Annotated in this window: 20 protein-coding genes; 7 read left to right on the plus strand and 13 right to left on the minus strand. The window is 53.2% G+C overall.

What is annotated here, in order from left to right; all coding sequences use genetic code 11:
* Positions 1 to 17: 17 nt before the first annotated feature.
* The 9 genes from BUB27_RS15765 to BUB27_RS15800 all read right to left on the minus strand — a co-directional run bounded on the left by BUB27_RS15765 (position 18) and on the right by BUB27_RS15800 (position 8,997).
* Entirely contained in the window at positions 18 to 656 is a 639-nt protein-coding gene (locus tag BUB27_RS15765; protein WP_143184823.1) for a cbb3-type cytochrome c oxidase N-terminal domain-containing protein, read from the minus strand.
* A 33-nt stretch (positions 657 to 689) separates the two neighbouring features.
* Entirely contained in the window at positions 690 to 851 is a 162-nt protein-coding gene (locus BUB27_RS18965; protein WP_159435009.1) for a hypothetical protein, read from the minus strand.
* A 3-nt stretch (positions 852 to 854) separates the two neighbouring features.
* Positions 855 to 3,356, minus strand: a complete 2,502-nt coding sequence (ccoN, locus tag BUB27_RS15770) for a cytochrome-c oxidase, cbb3-type subunit I (RefSeq protein ID WP_143184824.1) — start codon at positions 3,354 to 3,356, stop codon at positions 855 to 857.
* A gap of 420 nt (positions 3,357 to 3,776) precedes the next feature.
* On the minus strand, positions 3,777 to 4,457 hold the full coding sequence (locus BUB27_RS15775) for a hypothetical protein (protein WP_143184825.1): 681 nt from the start codon (positions 4,455 to 4,457) through the stop codon (positions 3,777 to 3,779).
* A gap of 147 nt (positions 4,458 to 4,604) precedes the next feature.
* Positions 4,605 to 6,026, minus strand: a complete 1,422-nt coding sequence (gene gatA / locus BUB27_RS15780) for an Asp-tRNA(Asn)/Glu-tRNA(Gln) amidotransferase subunit GatA (RefSeq protein ID WP_143184826.1) — start codon at positions 6,024 to 6,026, stop codon at positions 4,605 to 4,607.
* 39 nt (positions 6,027 to 6,065) lie between these two features.
* Positions 6,066 to 6,353, minus strand: coding sequence for an Asp-tRNA(Asn)/Glu-tRNA(Gln) amidotransferase subunit GatC (gene gatC, locus BUB27_RS15785; RefSeq protein WP_143184827.1), 288 nt, complete (start codon positions 6,351 to 6,353; stop codon positions 6,066 to 6,068).
* 92 nt (positions 6,354 to 6,445) lie between these two features.
* Positions 6,446 to 6,913: a hypothetical protein gene (locus tag BUB27_RS15790; RefSeq protein ID WP_143184828.1), complete on the minus strand. Its 468-nt coding sequence runs from the start codon at positions 6,911 to 6,913 to the stop codon at positions 6,446 to 6,448.
* 98 nt (positions 6,914 to 7,011) lie between these two features.
* Positions 7,012 to 8,166 carry a prenyltransferase/squalene oxidase repeat-containing protein gene (locus BUB27_RS15795; protein ID WP_143184829.1) on the minus strand — a complete coding sequence of 385 codons (1,155 nt, stop codon included), beginning with the start codon at positions 8,164 to 8,166 and terminating at the stop codon, positions 7,012 to 7,014.
* A 12-nt stretch (positions 8,167 to 8,178) separates the two neighbouring features.
* Entirely contained in the window at positions 8,179 to 8,997 is an 819-nt protein-coding gene (locus tag BUB27_RS15800; protein ID WP_143184830.1) for a YdjY domain-containing protein, read from the minus strand.
* A gap of 127 nt (positions 8,998 to 9,124) precedes the next feature.
* On the opposite strand from BUB27_RS15800, the gene BUB27_RS15805 reads away from it, so the two are divergent.
* From BUB27_RS15805 to BUB27_RS15820, 4 genes are all read left to right on the plus strand, one after another.
* Positions 9,125 to 9,874: an ABC transporter ATP-binding protein gene (locus BUB27_RS15805; RefSeq protein WP_159435010.1), complete on the plus strand. Its 750-nt coding sequence runs from the start codon at positions 9,125 to 9,127 to the stop codon at positions 9,872 to 9,874.
* Positions 9,875 to 9,890: 16 nt separating this feature from the next.
* Positions 9,891 to 11,027, plus strand: coding sequence for an ABC transporter permease subunit (locus BUB27_RS15810; RefSeq protein WP_159435011.1), 1,137 nt, complete (start codon positions 9,891 to 9,893; stop codon positions 11,025 to 11,027).
* A gap of 81 nt (positions 11,028 to 11,108) precedes the next feature.
* On the plus strand, positions 11,109 to 12,107 hold the full coding sequence (locus tag BUB27_RS15815; RefSeq protein WP_143184833.1) for a bile acid:sodium symporter family protein: 999 nt from the start codon (positions 11,109 to 11,111) through the stop codon (positions 12,105 to 12,107).
* 62 nt (positions 12,108 to 12,169) lie between these two features.
* Positions 12,170 to 13,057 (plus strand): DUF3500 domain-containing protein, encoded by an 888-nt coding sequence (locus BUB27_RS15820; protein ID WP_143184834.1) that lies wholly within the window; start codon positions 12,170 to 12,172, stop codon positions 13,055 to 13,057.
* A gap of 3 nt (positions 13,058 to 13,060) precedes the next feature.
* On the opposite strand, the gene BUB27_RS15825 is transcribed toward BUB27_RS15820, so the two are convergent.
* Together BUB27_RS15825 and BUB27_RS15830 are read right to left on the minus strand one after the other, a co-directional pair.
* On the minus strand, positions 13,061 to 13,525 hold the full coding sequence (locus BUB27_RS15825) for a low molecular weight protein-tyrosine-phosphatase (protein ID WP_143184835.1): 465 nt from the start codon (positions 13,523 to 13,525) through the stop codon (positions 13,061 to 13,063).
* 11 nt (positions 13,526 to 13,536) lie between these two features.
* Complete coding sequence (locus tag BUB27_RS15830; protein WP_143184836.1) at positions 13,537 to 14,790, minus strand: class I SAM-dependent RNA methyltransferase; 1,254 nt, start codon at positions 14,788 to 14,790, stop codon at positions 13,537 to 13,539.
* A gap of 94 nt (positions 14,791 to 14,884) precedes the next feature.
* Between BUB27_RS15830 and BUB27_RS15835 the strand changes: the two genes are divergently transcribed.
* Positions 14,885 to 15,256, plus strand: coding sequence for a hypothetical protein (locus tag BUB27_RS15835; protein WP_143184837.1), 372 nt, complete (start codon positions 14,885 to 14,887; stop codon positions 15,254 to 15,256).
* 8 nt (positions 15,257 to 15,264) lie between these two features.
* On the opposite strand, the gene BUB27_RS15840 is transcribed toward BUB27_RS15835, so the two are convergent.
* Both BUB27_RS15840 and BUB27_RS15845 read right to left on the minus strand, forming a co-directional pair.
* Positions 15,265 to 15,702 (minus strand): hypothetical protein, encoded by a 438-nt coding sequence (locus BUB27_RS15840; RefSeq protein ID WP_143184838.1) that lies wholly within the window; start codon positions 15,700 to 15,702, stop codon positions 15,265 to 15,267.
* Positions 15,703 to 15,734: 32 nt separating this feature from the next.
* Complete coding sequence (locus tag BUB27_RS15845; protein ID WP_159435012.1) at positions 15,735 to 16,637, minus strand: alpha/beta fold hydrolase; 903 nt, start codon at positions 16,635 to 16,637, stop codon at positions 15,735 to 15,737.
* Positions 16,638 to 16,812: 175 nt separating this feature from the next.
* Between BUB27_RS15845 and BUB27_RS15850 the strand changes: the two genes are divergently transcribed.
* Both BUB27_RS15850 and BUB27_RS15855 read left to right on the plus strand, forming a co-directional pair.
* Complete coding sequence (locus BUB27_RS15850; RefSeq protein ID WP_159435013.1) at positions 16,813 to 17,379, plus strand: polysaccharide biosynthesis/export family protein; 567 nt, start codon at positions 16,813 to 16,815, stop codon at positions 17,377 to 17,379.
* Positions 17,380 to 17,590: 211 nt separating this feature from the next.
* Positions 17,591 to 19,258 carry a glutamine--tRNA ligase/YqeY domain fusion protein gene (locus BUB27_RS15855; RefSeq protein ID WP_143184841.1) on the plus strand — a complete coding sequence of 556 codons (1,668 nt, stop codon included), beginning with the start codon at positions 17,591 to 17,593 and terminating at the stop codon, positions 19,256 to 19,258.
* Positions 19,259 to 19,292 lie beyond the last annotated feature (34 nt).

Below are 19,292 nucleotides of genomic sequence, written 5' to 3' on the forward strand. Positions count from 1 at the left end.
ATGGTCCATGGGTAGGGTTATTTCTTGTAGGACTTGAAGTCGTTTGGATTTGAGTCAATCAGGAAGGCAGTGATCTGGGCGACCTGTTCAGGGCTGAGCTGTGCGCCGCCCATCGGCGCCATACGCATGCCTTGTTTGTAGCCTTTGGAGTCGGCTGGCGTACCATGAAGGATCATTTTAAAAATATTCATGGGTTCACTGCCATAGGCCCATTCGCCGTCATTGAGTGGGCGTCCGGTCATGCCGCCATTCGCACCCAAATCAGCTGCATGGCAAGCCGCACAGCTCTGGATGTAGGCCTCCTTGCCCTTGGCCACAAAATCAGGATTGGTGCTGAATGTATTCACCAAGGTGTCATCATTCATGGACTCAAGTAGTTTCTGGAGTTCGGCTTGCTTGAGTTCTTCAATCTCTGTCACACGCTGGTCCATGCTTTCCTTGGAGGAAGGCAAGAGATCCAGGGTGTAGTAGACGAGATAGTAGGTCAGGAAGACTGCGATCGCTGCCCAGAGGGTGAACAGCCACCAGTTAGGGAGCTTCTGGTCAAACTCCTGAATGCCATCGTATTCGTGTTCACGAAGGACGACTTCACCTTTCTCGCGTGCATAGTCAGCGCGCTTGATAGCCTCGTTGGATGTAATGGGATCCTCGTTCATGGTCCGGTGATAATTGGTATTAGAAATGGTGGTTTATTCGTCGTGATCGATCACGGTTTTGGCGATGGCCTCGGCATGGTCCTTCTTCATTCTGACAGCATAGATGATGTTGAAGATGAAGATGCCCAGGGTCAGGAAGAAGAAGACAATGGCTGCTAGATCCTGCGGATTTTGAAGAACATAGTTTTTGATCATGTCTTATTCGTTGGTTGGGGTTTCTTTGCTGGCTTCGTCTGGGGTGAGCCATGACTTCTCTACAGGTGGCAGAGGATTGCCGTCTTCATCGACACGCTCAGGGATATTGTAGGTTCCCAGCTTCTGCATGTAGGCGATGAGTGCGATGATTTCCTTCTGGGCCAGAGTGGCTTCGATTTCCTGTCTGGGCATTTCGCCCTTCACCCATGGGATGCTTGGATTGTTATCCACAATGTTCTTGGCGATCTCGAGAGCCTGGTCTTGAGCGTGCTGCTCGATTTCAGAAGGGGTCATTTGGGGCCAAGGTACTCCGATGAGTGCCTGTACGCGGATCTTGTTAGGCAGGGCCTTGAAGTCGGTGTCCTTGCTCGCGAGGTGTGAGTAGGATGGCATGTTTGACTTGGTGTCCATGTCGCGAGGGTTCATGAAGTGGCGGTAGTGCCAGTTATTGTCTCGCTTACCGGAACGCATGACTTCGCTGCCTGTGGTGATATTGCCACCCTCACGAGCAAGGTCTGGACCTGTACGCTTGGAGCCCCACTGGAATGGATAGTCATAGATGGACTCGCCAAGGCGTGAGTAGTCACCGTAACGCACGTAGTCGGTTTCCAGCATACGGATCATCTGGGAGTGGCAGTTATAGCAGCCCTCGGCGATGTAGATGTCACGTCCAGCAAGCTCAAGCGGGGTGTAGAGTTCCTGAAGGTGGTCATCCACAGCCTCAGCTTTGGTAGTGATCGCGTTCGGGATGATCTGAACAGCACCACCGATGGCAGCAGCGAAGAAGGTGACTACTGTGAAGGGCAGGTAGTTCTTGGTGATGGTCTCATGCCATTGGCTCCAGCCAGGAACGTTCTTCTTGAAGCGATAAGCTGCAAGAGTAGCGAAGAAGACCATGCCTGCGAGGGCGAACCAGTTACCTGGATTGGTAACCCAGGCTGCGAGGGCAATGATGAAGCCCAGGAAAGCTGCGAACGGGTCCTGCTTGACGATGGTTCCGATGGTGGTGCGGTCTACTTCTGAACGGTCACGCATGACAACCTCCGCAGTCGCGTCTGTAGCCTTGCCTCTGCGACAGGTCATGAAGAGGTTGAAGGTCAGGATGAAGAATCCGAGGAGGTAGAGACCACCGCCGATTGAGCGGAAGAACAGTGGGTACTGGATATCTTCCAGAGTCTGGACGAACTGGTTCACGACAGTGCCGTTGTTAGCCTCGTTAAGAGCGAGTGACTGACCGATACCAGCAACCCAGAGAGCGGAGATGTAGAGAAGGATACCTACGAAGCCGATCCAGAAGTGGAAGTTGGCGAGAGCCTTTGAGTAGAGCTCTGTTTTCCAGAGTCTTGGGACGAGCCAGTAGAACATACCGGCGGCCATGAAGCCATTCCAACCGAGTGTTCCTGAGTGCACGTGACCAATGGTCCAGTCAGTGTAGTGGGAGAGGGCGTTGACTGACTTGATGGAGAGCAGTGGTCCCTCGAAGGTAGCCATGCCGTAGAAAGTGACACCTGCTGCGAAGAACTTGATCACGGGATCAGTCTGGAGCTTGCTCCAGGCACCGCGCAGGGTGAGGAGACCGTTGAGCATACCACCCCATGATGGAGCCCAGAGCATGACTGAGAAGAGCATGCCGAGGATCTGCAGCCACTCAGGAAGAGCTGTATTCAACAGGTGGTGTGGGCCTGCCCAGATGTAGATGAATACCAGTGACCAGAAGTGAATGATGGACAGACGGTAGGAGTACACCGGACGGTTCGCTGCCTTAGGCAGGTAGTAGTACATGATACCCAAGATCGGCGTCGTGAGGAAGAAGGCCACGGCGTTGTGCCCGTACCACCATTGGACCAATGCATCCTGCACGCCGCCGAAAATTGGGTAAGAGTGTGTGAGTGAGGTGGGGATCTGGAGGTTGTTGACCACGTAGAGCATCGTGATGGTGATGATCGTCGCGATGTAGAACCAGAGTGAGACGTAGAGGGATTGCTCGTTTCGCTTAATCAGCGTCCAGAAGAAGTTATAGCCAAAGATCAGCCAAGAGACAGCCACCAAGAGATCGATCGGCCAAATGAGCTCAGCGTATTCCTTACCTTGTGTAAGACCCAGTGGCAGGGTGACAGCTGCAAGGACGATGACGAGCTGCCAGCTCCAGAAATGAAGCCAGGTAAGCTTGTCTGATGCTACTCGGCAGCGGCAGAGGCGCTGAGTAGAGTAGTAGATACCGGCAAACATCATATTGCCCACAAAGGCAAAGATAGCTGCATTGGTGTGCAGTGGGCGGAGGCGACCGAAGGTGATGTATGGAATCCCTTCAGTTTCCAAAGTGCCGCCGGAGAGGAACTCCACAATGGGTCTAAGCCATGGGGTATCTCTAACGAAATCGATAGAGATGTTCATCTGGAGGGCGGCGAGTAAGCCTGCGCCCATTCCTACGAGACCCCAAATGATGGAGGCCCAAAGGAAATAGCGAACGCACTTGTCGTTGTAGGTTATGGTGGTCTGATTCATTTGGAATCGTTGGCTTTGGTTTGGTTGTGAGATTCTTCGTGATCGTCGTCTTCAAGGAGCGGCAACAGCGCAGATCGATCGCTTCCACGGCCTTTGTTTCGCCAAATCTCCAGTGTGAAGCACACGATGAAGACGGCGGCCAGGATAAGAGAAATAAAGATTGTTAGATGAAGGACGGGCACAGAAAGAAGAAGTTGATTACGGGCGAAACGAGCTTCGCTTTCTTGATGGTTAGACTGTCAGACTAGTGGGGGGATGGCTTCGCACATCTTGCACCGAAATAAGCAAATTTTGCACACTCTACAGAGTTTCTGATAGAAATACTAGATTAAATATCAAAGGGTTGTGCGTATTTTGCGCAAAAAGCCGCTTCGAGATGAAGCGGCTTTCGAAATCTAGTGAGGATAAAATGAGAGGATTTTAGCTTTTTTTGAGAATGCTGTTCCAGAATCTCGGGAGGTTCTCGATCAGCTGGTCATAGGCCTTCTGTTGGGCTCTTTGTTTGGCAGATTCCTTAGAGTCACCATTTCCCCAGCTTGTGGAGAGGGACTTGGTGCGGGCTGTTTCCTCAGACACGCCGTAGATGTAGCCAGTGGAGGCATCAATCAGGGTGAGGCTCACCGTGGCATTGGTGGTGTGGCTGTTGGTGGGAGCGGCGCCGAGAGTGGCTACAGAGAGTAAGGTCGAAGCATTTTTGCTCTGGTGGCTGGAGTGGAAGCGGTACACGGCAAGCATGTTGCAGCCTAGGCGACGTGCGGCTTTGCGGAGCTCAGGGTAGGACGTATCGGTGCTTTCGAGTTGCCCGGGGTCGACATTGACCATGCCTCTGATTTGAGGAAGTGAGGAGATGACTTGTTGGTGTTCCTCCCTTTCAAAATCCCGGTCCTCGATAAGGCGTATTTGGGAGCCACGGGTTTGAACGCGTGCTACGGCGATTCGCACAGGGAACTTGGCTTGAGGTCGCAGTGTTTTTTCGCTGTAGCCATGAGCTTTGCTCCCTGGGATAGGCTTAGTGGGGGCGACGTAGGAGTCAGCAGTATCGTAAACACAGCTTGTCATAAGGCTGGATGCGAGAACTGGTAGAAGGATGATTGGTTTCATAACGCTGACGTTTTAGCATCTGCAGAAGATTCGAGGTAATCGATTATCCTTTGCGATTCATCGACTGGATTGATGTTGTGAGTCATAAAAAAACCCAAGGTAAGAACCTTGGGTTTAGAAAGCTGGGGAGTATTGAGAAAGAAGTGCTTAGGCAGTTTCCAACGTTTTGCCGATCTTCAACAGAGTGTGTTCACCGAGGTCAGGGCCGAGAATCTGCAGACCTACCGGAAGCTTAGTGCCGGAGTCGCTCTCTACAGTGCCAGCTGGTACGGAGATGCCTGGAATTCCTGCCAAGTTGGCCGCGAGCGTGCAGATGTCTGCAAGATACTCCTGCAATGGATCGTCAGCATTTTCACCGTGCTTGGGAGCCGCTGTTGGAGCCGTTGGTGAGAGAATGGCGTCTACTTTCTCAAAGGCGTCCGTGAAATCCTTGCGGATCAGGGTGCGGACCTTCTGAGCGCGGGTGTAGTAGGCATCATAGTACCCGGAAGAAAGCACATAGGTGCCGAGGATGATGCGGCGCTTCACTTCAGGACCGAAGCCTTGTGCGCGGGACTTGCGGTAAAGGTCGATCAGGTTCTCTGGATTCTCTGCACGGTTGCCGTAGCGGATGCCGTCGAATCGGGAAAGGTTGGAGGATGCCTCAGCCGGAGCAATGATGTAGTAGGTGGCTACCACGTACTTGGTGTGAGGCAGAGAGATCGGAACCAGCTCAGCACCTGCTGCTTCCAGTTTGGCAGCCGCAGCATCAAAGAGAGCTTTGACCTGTGGATCGGTCGCCTCTGAGAAATACTCAGCTGGGATACCAAGCTTCAGGCCTTTGACTCCTGCATCCAGATCAGCCGTAAAATCAGTAGATTCGACATCCAGTGAGGTTGAGTCTGCCTTGTCATAGCCAGTGATCGCATTGAGGAGAAGAGCGGCGTCCTCGACTGTCTTGGTCATCGGGCCGATCTGGTCGAGTGAGGAAGCGAATGCTACCAGACCATAACGGGAGACAAGTCCATAGGACGGCTTGAGGCCCACGATTCCGCAGTGGGAGGCTGGCTGGCGGATAGATCCACCTGTGTCAGAGCCCAGGGCTGCGATGGCTGTATCGGCTGCGACTACTGCGGCTGAACCACCAGAAGAACCGCCTGGGGTGCGCTCAAGGTCCACCGGGTTGTTGGTGCGCTTGATCGCAGAGTTATCGCAGGTAGATCCCATCGCGAATTCGTCCAGGTTGGTGCGGCCCAGCGGGATAGCGCCAGCGGCACGGAGTTTTTGGATGACCGTAGCATCGTAGGGAGAGGTGAAGGCGCCTTCGAGGAACTTGGAAGCACAGGTCAGAGGCTGGCCTTTGACGTTGATGTTGTCCTTGATGGCAATCGGAATACCTCCGAGTGGCAGGGAAAGGTCAGCGTTTTTGGCTTCTTCACGGGCGGTCTCGAAATCGCAGGAGAGGTAGCCGCCGATGTCGCCGTCTTTGTCTTTCACGGCGGTTTCGATGGAATCGATGATATCGAGAGGGGTGATTTCTCCGGCGGTGAGTTTGGCACGGAGGGAAGAAATGGATTCTGTAGCTAGCATGGTGACTGGTGTCTGTTAGCGGTAATAGGTGAAAAATGATTATTCGATGACCTTCGGGACGCGAAGTTGGTCGTTGGCGGTATCTGGGGCGTTGTCCAGGAAGGCATCGCGGTCGAGGCCTGGGCGGGCAACGTCCTCACGAATACGGTCGAATACCGGAGAAGCATGGGCTGTAGGTTCGATGCCCTCGACATCGAGCTCTGAGAGCTGATCGATGTAGCCGAGAATGTCGTCGAGTTGCTTCTGGAAAGTGGTCGCTTCCTCTGGGGTAAGTTCGAGTCGGGCGAGATCCGCCACGTAGTTGACGTCGATGTGTTCCGTTGCCATGCGGGGACTGTGTATGGTTCCGCCTGCCGTGTTAAGTTTTAAGTTTGGGAAAATGTGTCTTTGCTCGGACTTCGGCAGAGAACTTGTACCCGCTAGTGAAGAACGCCCGGTTTTTGCTGTTCTTCACGGATCGTTCCACCAAGCACGAGGGCGGCTCCGAATAGGAGGAAGTCCTTGATGAGGTATTGGCCTTCAATGCTGGGCACCCACGGGAACTCCACAAAGCAGACATCCACTTTAAGAATGAGGGCTAGCAGGGTACCGGGAAGACGAAGAGCCAAGAGTAGCAGCGCGACTCTCAGCATGGGGTAAAATGCCAGACAGAGACCGATCGCGATTTCCCACCAGCCCAGAATAGGCACGACCTTTTCAGGGGTAGAGAAGTAGACGGTGTGGGCAATCAGAGAGGTAGCGGACTTGTAGCCAGCGACTTTGAGGGTGCCGAACCACAAAAAGACCAGCGCTAGGGTGAGGCGGTGGATACGGTGGCCCCATCGCTCCATCCAGTCTGAGAGCTTGCGGTCAAATGCCTGAAAGCGAGAGTCGTCGAGCTTATTCATGGTTTTAGGAGGTAAGCTAGCTTAGCATCATTTCTTGAAATAAAAAACTCCGGACTCTGCTAGAGACCGGAGTGAGAGAAATCTGTTACCTGGGAAGACTAGTTTTGCTTCTTCTGAGGCTCAGGGATGGAGTAGTAGATTTGCTCCAAAGTAAGAACCGCGTAGGCTGTAACGAGTTCCGGCTCGTTTTCCCACCAGCGGGCGTTTTCATTGATCCAAGAACCGTCTTCACGCTGAGCGTTGAGGATTTTGGTGGCCAATTCCTTGCGCCAGTCGTGCTCTACACCGTCTTTGGTCTTGAGGGTATCGATCTCCGCAGCGGTGAGCGCTTTGGCCATGGCCTGGTAGTAGTAGTAGAGGCCTTGCTCACCGAGTCCCGGATTTTCCTCCAAGGTGTAATTGTCGTTGAGCCATTTCTTCACCGCGACAACGCGTGGATCCTTATGGTCCAAGTCGGCATAGATGAGTGAAAGGAGGCCGGCGTATGACATGGAGCCGTAACCACGCAGGGTTTCTCGGCCATCGGCCTGCTTTTCAGTGCCAGCCTTGGAATTGCCTGGGAAGTAAACGAAGGAACCATCGTTGCCGATGCCTGGCTGATCGTTGGTTTCCTCAAGGTTCTGGATTCTTGAAACGAACTTGATGGCGGCATCCCAGTCGAGCTCGGGCTCAGGCTTGCCTGTGTCGTTTTTCGCATCCAGTGCATACTGCTTGGAGAGTTCCAGCGCTTCGATGGAGAGATAGGTATTGGAAAGGTCAGAGTGGGTGTATGAGCCACCGTAGCCGATGCCGCCGTCGTACTTGTTGTCGAGTTCGCCTTTGTTGTCCCAATCCTGCTGGAGATTGATGATGAAGCGGCGGGCGCGGAGGATCTCATCCTTGTAATCAGGATTGCCTGAGGCGGTGAGAGCCATGATGGAGGTGGAGGTGTTGTAGTTGGCCAAGCCTCTGCCAAAGATGGCGCCGGTATCTTTCTGTTTGGAAAGAAGCCAGGTGTAGCCTTTTTGAATGTGCTCAGGCGTTTTACCTTCTTCCAGACTTGGAGCGCGCATCGCTGCGGTGATGGCAAGTGCGGTATAAGCCGGAATGTCCTCGTTTTTCCAGTGACCGTTTTCCTTCTGAACGGACTTGAGGTAAGCATTGCCTTTGTCAATGGCATGCTTCATCTCCAGTTGTAGGGAGAGGTAGTTTTTCTCTTGGGCTGTGGCATTGAGTGTCAATGCCAGCGCTGAGAGTGCGGCGAGTGTTTTCATGATGCAGTGTTACTAGAGTTGATTCTTATCTTGTTTGCCCGGTGCTACAGGGCCGTCATAAGGTTTGAAAGTGATCGTTACCTTGGTGCCAGTCTCGGGCAGGCGCTTGGTGAATGGTTTCCAGATAGTGTCATCCTCACGTCCAGTCCCTGAATAGTTGGCAATCGATGAGCGGTCGGTGAAAATGGCTATGATGTCACCACTGGCATCTGGCTTGAACTGGCCATTGAGAACGTAAGATCCCCCATAGACCCAGGCAGCCGGAGTCATGGCCTTACCAGTCATTTCATTCTGGATGAGTTCATTGATACGAGCCGACTTCTGCTTACCGTCTTGTTCCCAAGCCACATGAATGGTGAAGCGGGCGGCGGCCTTTGTCTTGGCGTCTACTTCGTGATACTTCTCGGTAGGGCGGTTGTGTTTATCTAGGGTACGAAACAGCTCTAGTGACTCCTTGTAGCCGATCAGCTTGAGCGCGATATTAATGTGCGACGGTACTGCATCCGTAACGAATAGGGTCTCGTGGATCTTGCCGTTAGGATTGGTTAGGAGATACTCAAGCAGGACATCACGATGCTCCAGTTTGGCCTCCAGAGAGACTTCACGGGTCTTTTTGTTCAGTTTGACCAGCCCCACCTGATACTCATCTTCATTGATCTTTACGACCGCTGGATTCTCTTTTTCTTGGGCTGTGCTATCAGGCTTTTCCTCCACCTGAGCGAGCAGGGGAGATGCCATAACAGCCAGTGTAAGAGCGATCTTTAACATACTAGAAAGCTTGGATTTGGCGGGGGGGATTGCAAGCGGGAAGGTGGCAGTTTTTAGTCTCATGTCCTTAAGGTGGATAACTTTTATCCATGCTGTTTTCTTAGATGGATAGCTTAAAATAGTGCTAAGGCAAATGCGAGCTGTCTTTGTTTAGTTGCCAGCCAGCAGAATGCTCCTTAGGTTGCGTCACATGATAGTCGTCGAAGATGTGCACAAAACTTACCGTGGAGGAGGCAATGGAGAGGTTGCTGCGGTGCAAGGTGTGAGTTTTCGTTGCGAGCCGGGCAGAGTATTTGCTCTGCTGGGACCGAATGGTTCGGGCAAGACGACTTTGCTGCGAATTATATCTACCCTGATGAAGGCTGACTCTGGTACGGTGGAGGTAGCCGGGCAAAATGTGCGAGAGCAAGGTGCCGAGGTGCGCAAGCATCTGGGCTTCCTAACAGGCACGGCAGGTCTGCATGAAAAACTGTCACCACTCGAGAGTCTGGAGTTTTTCGGGCGGCTACAGGGCATCAAGGGCAAGCTGTTGAGCGACAGAATCAGAGCGTTGACGGAGCAGTTCGAGCTCGGGGAATTTTTAAAGAGGCCATCAGGCCGCCTGTCCATGGGGCAGAAGCAGCGGGTGATGATTGCACGTACGTTGATTCATGATCCGGGGGTAGTGGTCTTTGACGAGGCGACGACTGGGCTGGATGTGCTGGCTGCGAAAGCACTCACGGATTTGATCCGCCACTGCCGGGAAGAGGGGAAGACAGTGCTCTTTTCCACTCACATCATGGGAGAGGTTTCTATGCTGGCAGACGATGTGACGATTTTTCATCACGGCAAACAGGTCTATCTGGGAACTTTTGAGGATCTGAAAAGCCAACAGGTGGAGAGTACGCTTGAAGATGAATTTGTAAGACTACTCACCAGTGAGGAGGTGGCCGATGCTTGATGTCTTGCTGGCAACATTGAAAAAAGAAGTCCGGGAAGCATTACGGGATAAGCGTACGCTTTTTCTGACGATTTTGATGCCTCTGGTGTTTTATCCGGCGATGATTGCACTGACTGGGTGGATGACGGTGCAGCAGCAGGCTTCTGAAAAGACCCGGGTGATCACGGTTGGTTTTAGTGGAATCACTTCGCTCACTCCTGTGGACCAGACGGAGAATGTCCTGTGGATCAATGTGAGTAAAGAGGCTGATCCCAGTGTCCTACTGAGTAAGGAAGGCTATGATGTCATCGCGAATTTTTTACCTGAGGCAGACGATGGGAGAAGTACCGTAAAGTTGCATTACTTGGGCACGGCTGCGGGTGAAGCTACTCTCTCGAGGGTACGTATTCTCATCAGAGATCTGGAGGATCACATCGTGGAGCAGAGGCTGGAAAAGAAAGGTCTGGATAAGAGCTATATTGATCCCTTCGAGCTTGAGGTGACGGATCACGCGACCACGCGGATCAGTGCCGGTAGCAAGTTTGGCGGGATCGGAGCCTATTTCCTGGTGTTCCTTGCCTTTACCGGATGCATGGCGGTGGCCGTGGATACGGCTGCGGGTGAAAAAGAAAGAGGGACCTTGGAAGCTATCTTGGCTACCCCGGCTAGATTTCTTTCTGTGGCCGGTGGGAAGCTGATTTATGTCTCCTGCATGGGAATGCTCTCCGTGTTGGCAACTATTGGCGGTATTGGCTTGCTGATTGTCTTGGGTTCCTACGTGGCTACAGGAGAAGTAGGGGGCTTGACCTGGCCGAGTGTCTTTGCGGCGATGTTCCTGATGGTTTTGGTGGTTCTGCTCTTCGCGTCCTTGCTCTATGGCAGTTCGATTCTTTCGCGCTCCACCAAAGAAGCCCATTTGAAGGCTGCGCTGATGATGCTGGTGACAGCCATGGTGCTGATCTACTGCACACTGCCCGGTGTGCCGACAGAGGGAACCATGATGTACGTCCCGGTGCTCAATGTGGCACTGGCTCTCAGAGCAATTTGGGAAGGCCTGCTAACACCCACTCAGTACCTCGGTGTAGCGGGAATGACTCTCGGCTTGGCGGTGATGATTCTGCTGAGCGTGAGCTGGCTAGTTCGCCGGAACCCTGAGAAGGCTTTGCTCAAGTAGTGGCTGTCATACTTTGAATGAATGGAGGACATAGCCGTCGCTTGACCCGGTGAGGGGATTCCCTCATAAGCATCTGACCCCATGAAAATCCTCGCGACATGCACAAACCTCTTTTGGCTCTGGACCATAATCGGAGTCGTGTGGGCTTGGTTTCAACCAAGCGCCTTCACCTGGTTTCTCACCGGGGTCGTGCCGGGTACTGAGATCAAGCTGCTGACCGCAGGTCTGGGAGTGATCATGCTGGGAATGGGGATCACACTGAGTTGGGCAGACTTCAAGGCTGTCCTGAAGACTCCGAGGCAGGTATTTCTCGGTGTTGCTGCCCAGTTTTTGATCATGCCCTTGTTGGGCTGGTCGGTTGCGAGCTTGTTCGATCTAGAGCCGATGCTGAAGTTGGGGATGATTCTGGTGAGCTGCTGCCCGGGGGGCACGGCGAGCAATGTGATCTGTTATCTGGCTCGTGCGAATGTGGCGCTCAGTGTACTGATGACGATGTGCTCGACCTTCTTGGCCGTAGTACTGACACCCTATCTCACCAAATTCTATGCAAGCGCCATCCTGCAAGTGGATGCGGGAGCGATGATCTGGTCTATGGTGACCATCGTATTGTTACCAGTGGTGGGCGGTGTTCTCATCAATCATTTCTTCAAGGGGAAACTGGATAAGGTGAAGGCCGTTTCTCCGGTGATTTCTGTATTGGTGATCGTTCTCATCGTGGGTGGTGTGATTGGTTTACAGAAGAATTCCATCGTGGAGTATGCCGCCACCTTGTTGCCCGCAGTCTTTATCCTGCATGCGCTTGGCTTTGCTCTCGGCTACCTGACAGCCAAGCTCTTGAAGCTCGAAGAGCGCAGCTGCCGTACCGTGAGTGTGGAAGTCGGCATGCAGAACTCCGGCCTGGGCTCCAAACTAGCGAAAGACCATTTCTCGGCACTGGCGATGACCCCCTGTGCCATCTCCGCCCTCTATCACTGCATGATCGGTAGCCTGCTTGCTGCCTACTGGAGACAACGTGAGGTGGTGGAGGATGAAGCTAGTGAGGAAAGTTCTCTGCTCGCCACTGTTGAGGTGGCCGAGTAGCTGACGTCTCTGCGACTTTGTTGTCGCGCTGATGTTCTTATGGCGCTAATCTACAAGGTGCTATGAGTGCGTTGTTTTTAAGGTGGCTATTGTTGGGATGTTTCCCGGTCTTGCTGGGTGTGGTACATGCCGGAGAGTTTGAGGATTCCTTCCGCAAGGAGGTCGGGGCCTTTCTGGATACTTTGAGTGAGGAGCAGCAGGAGAATTGTATGCTCAAGGTAGAGGACAAGGAACGCTGGAAGATGGTATACCCTGGAGGGAAACGTCCTGGTGTTAGAATCGGGGATTTGAATGATACTCAACGTGCTGCCTTTGAGAAGGCGATGCGTCTGGTGCTTTCGGATTACGGCTGGCAGATGGCGAACAAGGTGGCTCTGCAGGACGGCAAGCAGGGACTGGGCAAGTACTGGCTGACCTGTTTTGGGGACCCTAGGAAGGAAGATGACTTTGCGTTTCGCGTGGCGGAGCATCATCTTACCATCGTACATCTCGAAGTAGTCGAGGGGGAGACCAAGGAGTTTGGACCAATCTTGTTAGGTTCTGATCCGCCTGAGCTGTGGAAAGAGTGTGAGATGGATTTGATCGAACTCTGGAAGACACTCGATAACCCCAAGGCCTTGATCAAAGATCGTAAGGGAGTCGCCAGTGCGGCGATGTCTGAGGGGGATGGGATCGCTTATGCTGAACTCAATGACGAAGCAAAGAAGAAGCTCAAAGCCGTTTGGGAGAGAAGGCTGAGTATCTTTACTCCATCTATCAAAGAGAGAATTAAAAAGCTCCATCAAGCCAAAGGTGGCTGGGAGCAATGCCGGGTGGCCTACTACAATGAGGAACCCGAGAAGCGATGCATCGACGGTGGCCGATGGGACTTCAAGTGCGGTATGCCAGGATTCCTTTGGGACTTGGAAACCAGCCGCACCCATATCCACATGAGCTTGTGGACGAAGTAAGGGTTAGTACTCCAACAAAATATTTTCCGCCGCGTCGAGGATGAGGTCAGCGACGAGTTCGAAGCCGTCTTGGCCGCCGTAGTAGGGATCGGGGACTTCGCTTAGGTCGCGCTCGGTGCAGAAGCTAGTGAGCTTTCTGACTTTACCATGGTATTGGCCGGAGCGGTCGAGCTTGAGAACGTTGGTGTAATTCTCATCGTCCATGGTGATGATGAGATCGAACTCGATTAAATCTTCCAGTTGGATCTGGCGGGCGCGGCCTGCGACGGGAATGTCCCGGGAGCGCAGCGTGGCGGACATGCGGGAGTCTGGCTTTTTCCCCGTGTGCCATCCCGCAGTTCCTGCGGAATCGATGACGAAGTCGTCCTCACGGTCTGCTTGTTTCACCGCATGACGGAAGATGTTTTCTCCCGCAGGTGAGCGGCAGATGTTTCCTAGGCATACGAAGAGGACGCGGGTAGGTTCCATGATTTGATCGGTTATCCTTTGGAGAGAATGGCCACACATTCGAGGTGGCGAGTCTGCGGGAAGAGATCGAAGGGCTGGACTTCCTCCAGCTTGTAGCCAGCGCCGATGAATTCCTTGAGGTCGCGCATCTGGGTAGCCGGATTGCAGGAGACATAGACGCAGCGTGATGGGCCGAAGGCGAAGAGCTGGTCGAGGAACTCCTGGTTACAGCCTTTACGTGGAGGGTCGATCACTACGGCTGTTTCTTCTGCCGGGAACTCGATATCCTTGAAGATGGCTTCTGCGCTGGATGCGAGGAAGGTGGTGTTGGTGATGTCATTCAGGCGCGCGTTCTGCGCAGCCCAGTCGGCAGCCGTCTCGGAGACCTCGACACCGGCGACCTTCTCGAAGGAGGAGGCTAGGGTGAGGGCGAAGAGACCGGAGCCGCAGTAGGCATCCACCAGATACTTGGCGCCATGCATGGAAGCGTGCTGAGCCACATAGCCGGTGAAGGACGGAAGAATGAAGGGGTTGTTCTGGAAGAAGTCGCCAGCGAGGAAGTGGAAGGAAAGATCGCCGACATGCTCGGTAGCCACGGCGCGGTTGTTGGTTTCTACTCTGCCTTCTGTGGCGCGGAGTAGGAGGGTTGCTCCTTTCTTGTAGGAATGGGCGTTGGCGTGAGCGGATTTGCGGATCTCCGGCAGGGCCTCGTTAAGTTCCTCCATGGCGATCGGGCACTGAGGTACGTCGATGATGGACTGGCGGCGGCCCTGGCGAAGGAAGCCGATGGCGTCGATCTTGCCCTTGCGTGGTTTCTGGAAGTGAGGAGTGATCTTGGAACGGTAGTTCCACTCACGTGGTGAGGCGATGGCCGGCTTGACCGGGTGGTCTATGCCCGCCATGTGCTGGAGGAGCTCGGCCACCTGGCGGGTTTTCCACTCAAGTTGAGTTTCGTAGTCGACATGCTGGTACTGGCAGCCACCGCACTCGCCAAAGAGCGGGCACTTGGGCTCACGACGGTGTGGGGATGGTTCCAGAATTTCTACAAGGTCGCCATGGGAACAGTTCTTGTCGTTACGGAAAATGCGCACCTTCACCTTTTCGCCGGGTAGGGCGAAGGGAATGAATACCACCCAGTTCTGAGGAGCATCCTCTGGCATATCTTCGGATTCCGGCAGGGAAACACGAGCGATACCGTGGCCAAGATTGGAGAGAGACTCGATGGTGAGTTCAAGCTCCTGGTGGTACTCGAAAGGAAATGCTTTGAATTTCTTGTGTGGTCGCATCGGCGTGGTGTCGGTTTCAGGTGATAGTTCTCGTGGCCGTGGATTAGGGCCTAATGAGTTTGAAGGGAAGCTGAAAGCGGTTTAGTATGTTACTATGAAGTGGTTGGCGATCATTTTTGTACTCAGTTTCTCCTCAGCGTTGGCTGAGCAGGAGGTCTGGTACAATGCGGACGGCGAACCCGTGAGGGTCACCGAGCAAAAAGAAAAGCCTGAGGAGGTCTATGTGCCACCATGGGTGCGGCGCGAGGCTGAGAAAAGCCAGTCAGCCACAGATGGTGGAAAGGTGCGTTGGAGTAAATCCCGGACCAGTGGCCGTTATTCCGGTAATTACTACCTTTACCCGGGATTTTACCGCTGGGGGTATCCACGCTATGACTATCACTGCAGACGACCACACTATCACTATGGTGGGCGCTGGGGATTTTACTACCGTGGTAGTGGCGTAAGCATCCACTACCGCAGGTAAATGGACATTTAGCGCTTCGGAGCAGTAACACCGGAAGCATTGCCGCCATCGCTGGTGGAAGTCTCTGTCTCCTTGAGATCATCCTTGGATGGGAGGCGGGTCACGTCTGGAGTCGCGAATGGGCCAGCATTTCTCATCACAGCCTTGCGCTGCGTGTTCTGTGGTCTGGTTTGAACCGTCGGCTGAGGTGATGGCAGTGTAGGGCGGACTTGTACCTGAGGCTGCATGGCAGCAGTAGGCTGAACAACGGGTGGGACTGCTGCCATAGTAGGTGCAGGAGTCTGACCATCCTCTACCGCATAAGCTGGGGTGACTTTGGTGCCATCCGGCATGACCTGACCAGTCATCGGATCATACTGCGGGTTACGCATGTTCTCATAGCTCTGGCAGCTGGAGAGACCAGCGAGCACAGAAGCAGCGATGAGGAGGCGGGTGGTGGTGTTCATGTCGGGAAGTCTCCAATCTTGAATACAAAGTTTCAAGAGATTTGATCCGCTTGGCCATATTTGTCCCCAATCCACTGAGAAATGGCCGCGAAAACCTCATTTCTGGCATCATCGTACATCAGAAGATGGTAAGCATCAGGGAAATAGCGGTGTCTTGTGTCGGTGGAGGAGGGGATGTTCCTGACAAATTCCTCGGTGAAAGCGGCGGGAGTAAAGTAGTCTTGGCCGCCATTGAGAATGAGTACGGGGTGGGTGATGTGCGTGGCCTGCTGCATCATGCCCCTGATGTGGGCTCCCAAAATGGACAATAGCCGCAATGTATAGCTTTCGATATGCCACTCATTGGTGCTGGATTGAGCTGAGTGGGAGTCACTTCCTTGAGTGACTTTGACGGTTTCATCGTCATGGAGCTGATCCAGTTTGACTCGGAAGCGGGGAAACATCCACGAGACCAGTCTAGCCAGATTGAGTTTCCAACTGGGAATTTGGTTTCCGATCTTAACTACGGGAGCGAGTAGAATGAGTCCGTCACAGTGGCTTGGCTTATCCAAGCGCGCTGCGTAGGCGTGTAAGGTGATGAGCGAGCCCATGGATTCGCCGCACCAGATGATACGAGCTTTGGGGTGGAGGTCCCTGACTAGCCGAGTGAAGGCGTAAAGATCCTGATACCACTCTTCCGGGCGATGGATGTCTCCAATGCGGGATTGGTTAGGGTCGAGACCTTGCCCTCTCACTTCGTAGGCATACAGAGCGCAACCAGGGTGATGCTTTTCCAGGTGTTCGCCCAAACCGATGTAATCATAGGAGGCTCCTGAGATGCCATGGACGCCTATGATGATGGACGCCGCTTCATCCGTCGAGCCAAAGCTACGGTAAGAGAATCTGTCGCCATCAAATGAAGTAAACTCCTGCATCTTGTGGGGGCAGTCTAGCATAGGACTGGGCTGACGAGTCGGCCTTTTTTCAGGAACTGAAGTTCTTTTTGCATTTTCTTTGAACGAATCTCTCACCATGGAGTCCTAAAGTATAATTCCAGAATGCAAATACGATGATGTGTGTATCTATCTAGTTAGATATGTGTCGTGATGTATTTTTATGCAAAATTTCCTTATGATTCGTATCTTTTTACTTCTGTTAGTCCTTCTCTTTAGTGGCATTCCTGCGCCTCTGTTTTCGCAGATCAAGACTGGAGATACCCTGCACATCTCGATCAAGGGTGTACCTGCTGAGGATAAGGGGCAAATTGATGGAAAGTACCAGGTTGGTGAATCAGGAAAGATCAAACTGCCGATCACGGGCTCGATGATTTCTGTCAGGGGGCTGAGCAACGAGCAGGTCTGCCGCAAAATCGAGAACAGCTACAAAGCCGAGCAAATCTATCAGGAACCGGTGATTGAGGTGATCAACATGGTGAAGGATGATCCTCAAGTGCAGTCATTGACCGTAGGTGGTCAGGTGAGGCGGCCTGGTGCGGTAGTGTGGAAGAAAGGGCTGACCTTGCAGCAGGCGTTGCAGTTGGCTGGGGATAAGACTCAGTTCGGTAGCAAGTACGTTTATGTGACTCGCAAGGGGAAGATGTCCAAGTACAACACCAAGATCCTGGAGCATCAGAACGTCTTGGTGGAGCCGAATGATACGATCACAGTAAAGCACAAAGGACCCTTTGAGGTCAATTAGCGCACTGTTTGGATGTGTGTGCGGTGTCGTGATGCGGGATTGGAAGCTTTTGTCCTACCCCTGCCCCAATTGTTCACCGTGGTGGCTGGCTGCGATCTCTCTAAAGGGATCGCAGTCATGCTGGTTTTGGCCTCAGTCTTAAGGTGAATGGGGTTGCATGTTGTGGGGGGATGGGGCATGAAGCGGGGAGACAATTTTTTCTTTAGAACTCATGGGCAAAAAAGAAGGTAAAAAGGATTTCATCAGACAGATCATCGCTGGCGATTTGGCGAAGGGTAAGCACGAGACCACGATCACGCGTTTCCCGCCCGAACCCAATGGCTTTCTGCATATCGGTCACGCACGTGCTATCTGCTTGAACTTTGGCTTGGCTCAGGAGAATCCTGGTGCCCGCTGCCACCTTCGATTTGACGACACCAACCCGGTGAAAGAAGACACGAAGTACGTGGAAGCCATTCAAGAGGATATCAAGTGGCTCGGCTATGACTGGGGTGAGCACCTCTACTTTGCCAGCGACTACTTTGACTATTTTTACGATTGTGCAGTCCAGCTCATCAAAGACGGCAAAGCCTATGTGGACTTGCAGTCACCTGAGGAAATGAAGGCTGGTCGTGGCAACGTCAAGGAAGCGGGTACAAACTCGCCATACCGCGATACTTCCGTGGAAGAGAACCTAGAACTCTTCGAGAAGATGAAGAATGGCGAGATCGGTGAAGGGAAGGCAGTGCTGCGTGCTAAGATCGACATGGAGTCTCCTAACATGAACATGCGCGATCCTGCGCTGTACCGCATTCTTCATGCCCACCACCACCGTACAGGTGACAAGTGGAAGATCTACCCGATGTACGACTTCGCGCATCCGCTGGAAGACGCCAAGGAGTGCATCACGCATTCCCTCTGCTCACTGGAGTTTGAAGACCACCGCCCTCTCTACGACTGGGTGGTACAGAACTGCCCGACCCCGTCCGAACCACGTCAGATCGAGTTTTCCCGTCTGAACCTTACTTACACTGTGATGAGCAAGCGCAAGCTGCTGGATCTGGTGAATGAAGGGATCGTGGCTGGTTGGGATGATCCGCGCATGCCGACTTTGAGCGGGATGCGCAGACGCGGTTATGCGCCTGAAAGTATCCGCACCTTTATCGAGGGCCGAGGCATTACCAAGTTCAACAGCAATACTGATTTTGCTTTGTTAGAAGCTGATGTGCGTGCGCATCTAAATGCCAATGCTGATCGCCGTATGGCTGTGCTGGAGCCACTCAAGCTAGTGATCGACAACTGGGAAGAAGGCCGAGTCGAAGAAATGGAGTGCATGAACAATCCGGAGAACCCGGAAGCAGGCACTCGTAAGGTTCCACTCGGTAAGGAAGTCTACATCGAGCGAGATGACTTCATGGAGGAAGCTCCGAAGAAGTATTTCCGTCTGGCTCCCGGTCAGGCGATCCGCCTCCGTGGCGGCTACATCCTGAACTACGTTTCACACGAGAAAGACCCTGAGACAGGGGAGGTGACCCAGGTTCATGTGGAGTACATCCCTGGAACCATTGGCCAGAATGCACCAGAAGGTATCAAGTGTAAGGCTGCTGTTCACTGGGTGAGCGTGGACCATGCCGTGGATGCGGAAATCCGCCTCTACGACCGCCTCTTTACCGAGGAGAATCCAGACGGCTTTGAAGGCGGTTTCATGAAGTGCCTGAATCCTGAATCACTCAATGTGATCAAAGGTGCGAAAGTGGAGCCTATCCTCGCGGAAGCAGGTAAGGAGTATTCCTGCCAGTTCGAGCGAGTAGGATACTTCTGCACGGATAAAGAAGATCACGAGCAGGGTGAGAAGATTGTCTTCAACCGTACCGTGGAGCTGAAAGCAGCCAAGTTCTAGTGGCTGACTAGCGATTTAACGAAAGGGTGCAGGT

Origin of the sequence: Rubritalea squalenifaciens DSM 18772 (genome assembly GCF_900141815.1) — a bacterium.
In the GTDB taxonomy this organism is placed as follows: Bacteria; Verrucomicrobiota; Verrucomicrobiia; order Verrucomicrobiales; family Akkermansiaceae; genus Rubritalea; species Rubritalea squalenifaciens.